Raw genomic sequence first — 5,575 nt, 5'->3', positions numbered from 1 at the left:
TATTAATATAGATTATTTTGAAAAAGCATGCGAAATCAAATATTTAAAAAAAATATTTGAAATAATAGAAATAAATTTTATACTATAATAAACTAAAATAATTTGGAGAAAATATGTTCTACTATTATAAAAACATTAAAATACATTACCAAACCGTAGGAAGCGGCAAACCCGTTTTAATGCTGCATGGACTTAATTGCGATTTGAATTTAATGAAAGGATGCATGGAAAATATTTTCAAAAATAAAAAAGGCTATAAAAGAGTTTATATAGATTTGCTCGGAATGGGAAAATCGGAATCTTCGCCCGAATACGCGTCTTCCGATAAAATTCTTAATATATTGCTTTCTTTTATAAATGATACAATTTCGGACAATTTTTTGATTATGGGAGAATCTTACGGCGGATATTTGGCGAGAGGAATTTTGTCAAAGATGCATTCAAAAATAGACGGAATGGTTTTATTATGTCCCGTGGTTATTCCAATTCATGCGAAAAGAGATGTCGATAAAAATATTATAAAATTTGAAGATAAAAAATTTATGAATTCTATTAATGATAAGGAAAGAAAAATATTCTCAAAGTATAGCGTTATCGAAAATAAAAAAGTTTTTCAAAGATATAAAAATGAAATTCTTTCGGGAATTAAAAAATGCGATTATAATTTTATCGATTTGCTTTGGAAAAAATATTCTTTTTCTTTCGATGTCGATAAAAAAATAAAAAAAATTAAATTCGACAAACCCGTTTTATTTATGGCAGGCAGGCAGGATATATGCGTTGGTTATAGAGATTTATTGAAACTGCTTGAAGATTATCCGAGAGCAACTTTTAGCGTTATAGATATGGCGGGGCATAATTTACAAATAGAACAGCCCGAATTATTTAATTCTTTAATCGAAAATTTTTTGATAAGAATTAAAATTAATAAAATATAATTTTTTAATTTTTATTAGTAGAAAAAACTTGACAAAGGCTAAAAAATTTACTATAATATAAACGGATAAATTAATTTTAGGAGGAGTTAAAATGCGATACTGTATAAACATTATCAAATCAAATCAAATCAAATCAAATCAAATCAAATCAAATCAAATCAAATCAAATCAAATCAAATCGGGAATTATATACTTTAAACAATATTTTCTAAAAATATTTTTAATCGCTTTATTATCGTTTATAGCGCTATTTTCTATAAGCTGCAATAATACCTATGTGCCATTCGGTTATGATATTCCGACTACTTCAGGCGAACTTGTTACGGCTGGTTCTAGCTATAATTATTATAGCGGCGACAATTTTACACGCGCAAAGTTAGAAGTTATCCCCGAAACCGCAAAAAATATAGCGGAGGCGGAAACAATTTTTCCTTCAATTTATATACCAGCTGGAGTAAATATGCATTATGATAAGATTTCGGTAGAAGCGCCTTATTCAACGATAAAAGATGCTCCATTTTATCAATATGGCGATTATTATGACACTGGCGCCGTTTATAATGCAAGAGTCGATAATGGAAATATGAAATCTTATATAAAATTTATTATGTTATATCAACATATGAGTGTTGATCGCGTGACCGCAGAATATGTAGTTGCAATGACAACGAACGGCATGGGCATTCGAGCCACTTATACGGCTATTTTATCATACAACGGTCCGATATACTAATCAACCCAAACGGGCTAGATTAAACATCCTCAAACATTAAAATATAATTTTTACACACTTTGAAACGGGCGAGTGAAAAAACTTCGTCCGTTTTTTAATTCGTCATTGCGAGCGAATGTAATGAGCGTGGCAATCAACTATTAATGAAGTGAAACTTTTAAATAAAATTTTATTTTAATTGGATTACTTCGGCTATAAATAGCCTCGTAATGACGATTATAAACCTGACAACAATGTGGCTTTAGCCCATTGTGTTAACAATACAGAGAAAAGCATGCAAGGGGTTTCCCGAAGGGACGCAGAGCGAAAACCCATTGTTATTAAGAGTTGAGGATTTGTCATTGCGAATGAAATGAAGCAATCCACTATTAATAAAGTTAAATTTTAAAATAAAAAATTTGGATTACTTCGGTTTTTTGCCAAAGGCACGCCTACGGCGACAAAACCTCGTAATGACTATAGATAACAGCGTCATTGCGAGACTTCGTAGAAGTCGTGGCAATCCAAATAAAATAAAATATTTGTCAGTTATTTTTTCAATTATTCAAAGCCTTAATCAAAGCGTTTGCAAATTCTTTAGCCGACTTCGGTCCATCAGCCGTGATAATATTTCCCGATATGACGACATTTCCGCCGACTATATCGGCTTCGCCGTGTCGAACATGAGATTCGTCCGAGTCTAAACAAGTGGCTTTAATATTTTTTAGTATTCCAGCGTTAGCCATAATAACTACTCCGCTTCCGATTCCTGCAACGATTTTTTTATTTTCCAAAAATAATTTTGAAAGTCCATGCGCCCGCCAATCGTCCCATAATGTGATGCATCCCAATCCGCCGATAAATACTATCGCGTCAAAATTAACGGCATCGACTTCGCTAAATAAAAGTTCTATATTTACCGAACTTCCCAATTTTCCTTGTCCTTCTCCGATTATTGAAGAGGAAATTTTTGTTTTATATCCGCTATTTTCAAATATTTTTTTCGTTTCAAAATATTCTTCATCTTGAAAATTTTTATAAGCCATCACATATAAAATATTATTCGTTTTTTCCATTTTTAATTACTCCAAAAACTTCTGCGATTATAAACTGCACATATCGTCATAATTTCTTTTATTGGCTATTGCAAGTTCGTAGGCTTTGATATATTCCTTTGCGCTTTTTTCCCAAGAATTATCTATTTTCATTCCTCTTAATTGCATCGTCTTAAATCTATCGGGATGGTCATAATAAACGCTTATCGCCCATCCGATAGTATTATATAATGCCGAAGAAGTGGCGTCATAAAATTTGAATCCCGTGCCTTCGCCCGTTTCTTCATTATAATTTTCAACCGTATCTTCGAGTCCGCCAGTCGCATGAACAATAGGAATCGTTCCGTATTTTAAAGAATACATTTGATTGAGTCCGCATGGCTCGAATAAAGAAGGCATTACGAACATATCAACTCCCGCCTCTATTAAATGCGAAAGTTCGTTATTGTAGCCGATATAAGAACCGACTCGTCCTGGGTATCTTTTTGGCAAATCTCCAAAGAAACTTTCGAGTCCTTTATCTCCCGTTCCTAATATTACAAATTGCATTTTCATGTTATTCATTAAATAATCTATTATAGAAGCTATAAAATGATAACCTTTCTGGTCGACAAATCTTCCAATCGCTCCGATTAAAGCGACATTTTCATCTTCTTCGAGCAGGAAACTTTTTTGCAATTCTTTCTTGCATATTTTTTTACCGCCCATATATTTTGCCGAAAAATTAGCCGATAAAAATTTGTCTTTTTCAGGATTCCAAACATCTTCGTCTATTCCGTTAAGTATTCCAAAGAAACTTGTCGTTTTATTTTGTAGATAAGGTGCCATTCCATGCCCGCCGTAAGGAGAGGCTATTTCTCCAGCGTAAGTAGGACTAACAGTCGTCACCACATCCGAAAAGAATATTCCGCCTTTAAGCAAATTGATATTTCCATGGTCTTCAAAAGTATCGGGGCTATAATTATTCCATCCCAAACCCAAATAATCGTAAGTTGTTGCAGCGTTATAAATTCCCTGATAATTAGCGTTATGAATTGTAAGCAAACTTGCAGCGCGTCCAAGCTCGTTGCTCCAATGCCAAGTTTTTATATAAGCTGGAATTGCCGCCGTCTGCCAGTCGTTTACATGAACTACATCGACATCCAATTGCAAATCTCTGCATAATTGTAAAGCCGCCATTGAAAAAAATCCGAATCTCCAAGCGTTATCCTGATAATCGTTAAACGCGTTATCATGATAAAGTCCTTCTCTGCTGAAAAAATTATGATGTTCTATAAAATAAAAATCGACTCCTTTATAAACGGTTTTGAATACTGAACACCATTCCTCGCCGTTTCCCATACGAACGCACATAGTTGGAAGAACATTTTCCAAATAACATTCCTTAAAATCAATATCTCTATATTTTGGAATAACCACGAAAGCCTCGACTCCGAATTTTTTCAAATATATAGGCAAAGAACCCGCGACATCGGCAAGCCCTCCCGTTTTTATGAAAGGTATCGCTTCCGAAGACGCTATCATTACTTTAAGTTTAGGCATAAAAAAACTCCTTTTAATATATTGTTCTTATACTATACAATTTTATTTAAAAACTTTCAAGATAAAATTATATATTTGTATTAATATTAATAGAATTGAATTTATTGTTTAATCTGTAGAATCAGTCGCTATGCTTAATCTTGTAAATCCCGCATTCTTTACGCTGTCTATAACCGATATTAAAATCTGCGTTCTCACATCCTCGTCCGACCTTATTTCAACGGGTTTTTCAAGTTCGCCTTCTATAGTAGCGAGATTTGAAAGATGAGCGTCAATATCGTCAATCAATTCGCCGTTCGCATATATTTGCCCTTCTTTGGAAATAGTTATTATTATATTTTGATTTAAATCTTTTCCGACAGCCGAGCTTGATTTTGGCAAACTAATTTCTATTTGAGGAGTTTCTATTATAGTCGTTCCTACCATAAAGAATATTAGCAAATTAAATACTATGTCTATCATTGGCGTTAAATCTATACCGCTTTTTATTTCAAATCTTCTGCGAAATTTCATTATATTTTTTCTTAATTATTTTTTCTTAAATTTTATTTTAATTTTATTTTTAAATTATTTTACCGTTATAGTTTTTATATTGCTTTCGTATCGTTCGCCTTTATAAAGAAGAGATATTTTATAATCGCCTCTTCCGTATTCCGCTTTGAAAGTTCTGCTTAAAACATTATTTCCCGCATCGTTTACATCATATATGACGACTCCTATATAAGTTTTTCCGTCATCGCCGAGTATTCTTGCATTTTTATCGGCGGTTTCTACGGCAATTTTGAAATCTGTAAACGGAGCTTTATTTAAGATTCTATATTTTATCGTAATATCGTCTCCGAACTTCGCTTCCGATTTGAAATCAACTTCTTCGGCAATTATATTCGCGTAAGTTATCGTGGCATATAATCCAATTCCTCTTTTTGAAGCTCCGATTCCTATTCCGTTAAAATCTTTTGACATTATATATTTTTTATCGTCTGGAGTTTCCATTAATTTTTTTACTATGCTTGAAGCGGCGTTTTTATCGGTAAGAGGAATAACATCCAATTTGGCGAAACTTTCCGTTATATTTCCAACCATTTCGGGATATAATTTTATTTGCCTTCCTTTTGAATCGAGTCCGTCCAAATCGGTATTTCCAAAAAATTTATTATTTGCCATATTGTCGCTATGATATAAAGCTATAGAATGCAGTCTTTCGTTATTTGCGATAGGCGGAAGGGACGCTTTGCTTCTTTCCAAATTGATAAGCCTTAATATTTCGTCCTCTATAACATTTGCGTTTAATATTAAAGTAGATATAAACATAAAAATTATTATTAAAT

At 32.8% G+C, this 5,575-nt stretch carries 6 protein-coding genes; 2 read left to right on the top strand and 4 right to left on the bottom strand.

All coding sequences use genetic code 11. From position 1 onward, the window contains the following. The first annotated feature begins 113 nt into the window (after positions 1–113). Positions 114–938: an alpha/beta fold hydrolase gene (locus ACR0QS_RS10405; RefSeq protein ID WP_432633379.1), complete on the top strand. Its 825-nt coding sequence runs from the start codon at positions 114–116 to the stop codon at positions 936–938. 91 nt (positions 939–1,029) lie between these two features. After that, positions 1,030–1,671: a hypothetical protein gene (locus ACR0QS_RS10400; protein WP_432633378.1), complete on the top strand. Its 642-nt coding sequence runs from the start codon at positions 1,030–1,032 to the stop codon at positions 1,669–1,671. 536 nt (positions 1,672–2,207) lie between these two features. Here ACR0QS_RS10400 and ACR0QS_RS10395 read toward each other — a convergent pair. From ACR0QS_RS10395 to ACR0QS_RS10380, 4 genes are all read right to left on the bottom strand, one after another. Beyond that, positions 2,208–2,726: a DJ-1/PfpI family protein gene (locus ACR0QS_RS10395; protein WP_432633377.1), complete on the bottom strand. Its 519-nt coding sequence runs from the start codon at positions 2,724–2,726 to the stop codon at positions 2,208–2,210. 27 nt (positions 2,727–2,753) lie between these two features. Continuing rightward, a complete protein-coding gene (locus ACR0QS_RS10390; RefSeq protein WP_432633376.1) occupies positions 2,754–4,247 on the bottom strand; it encodes a glycogen synthase in 1,494 nt (497 codons plus the stop codon). 108 nt (positions 4,248–4,355) lie between these two features. Then, complete coding sequence (locus ACR0QS_RS10385) at positions 4,356–4,760, bottom strand: ExbD/TolR family protein (protein ID WP_432633375.1); 405 nt, start codon at positions 4,758–4,760, stop codon at positions 4,356–4,358. Between the two features lie 54 nt (positions 4,761–4,814). After that, positions 4,815–5,575 (bottom strand): CAP domain-containing protein (locus tag ACR0QS_RS10380; protein ID WP_432633374.1); only part of this gene is annotated, 761 nt, incomplete at its 5' end.

This window comes from Brachyspira sp., from assembly GCF_050873525.1.
Taxonomy (GTDB): domain Bacteria; phylum Spirochaetota; class Brachyspiria; order Brachyspirales; family Brachyspiraceae; genus Brachyspira.
The sequence above is the reverse complement of the archived record's forward strand: the minus strand, read 5'-3'. Positions and strand labels throughout refer to the sequence as shown.

What these genes read in the sequence shown, in the direction of transcription:
- ACR0QS_RS10385 (WP_432633375.1), bottom strand. Translation starts at nt 4,760, where the DNA reads ATGAAATTTCGCAGAAGATTTGAAATAAAAAGCGGTATAGATTTAACG.
- ACR0QS_RS10390 (WP_432633376.1), bottom strand. Translation starts at nt 4,247, where the DNA reads ATGCCTAAACTTAAAGTAATGATAGCGTCTTCGGAAGCGATACCTTTC.
- ACR0QS_RS10400 (WP_432633378.1), top strand. Translation starts at nt 1,030, where the DNA reads ATGCGATACTGTATAAACATTATCAAATCAAATCAAATCAAATCAAAT.
- ACR0QS_RS10405 (WP_432633379.1), top strand. Translation starts at nt 114, where the DNA reads ATGTTCTACTATTATAAAAACATTAAAATACATTACCAAACCGTAGGA.
- ACR0QS_RS10395 (WP_432633377.1), bottom strand. Translation starts at nt 2,726, where the DNA reads ATGGAAAAAACGAATAATATTTTATATGTGATGGCTTATAAAAATTTT.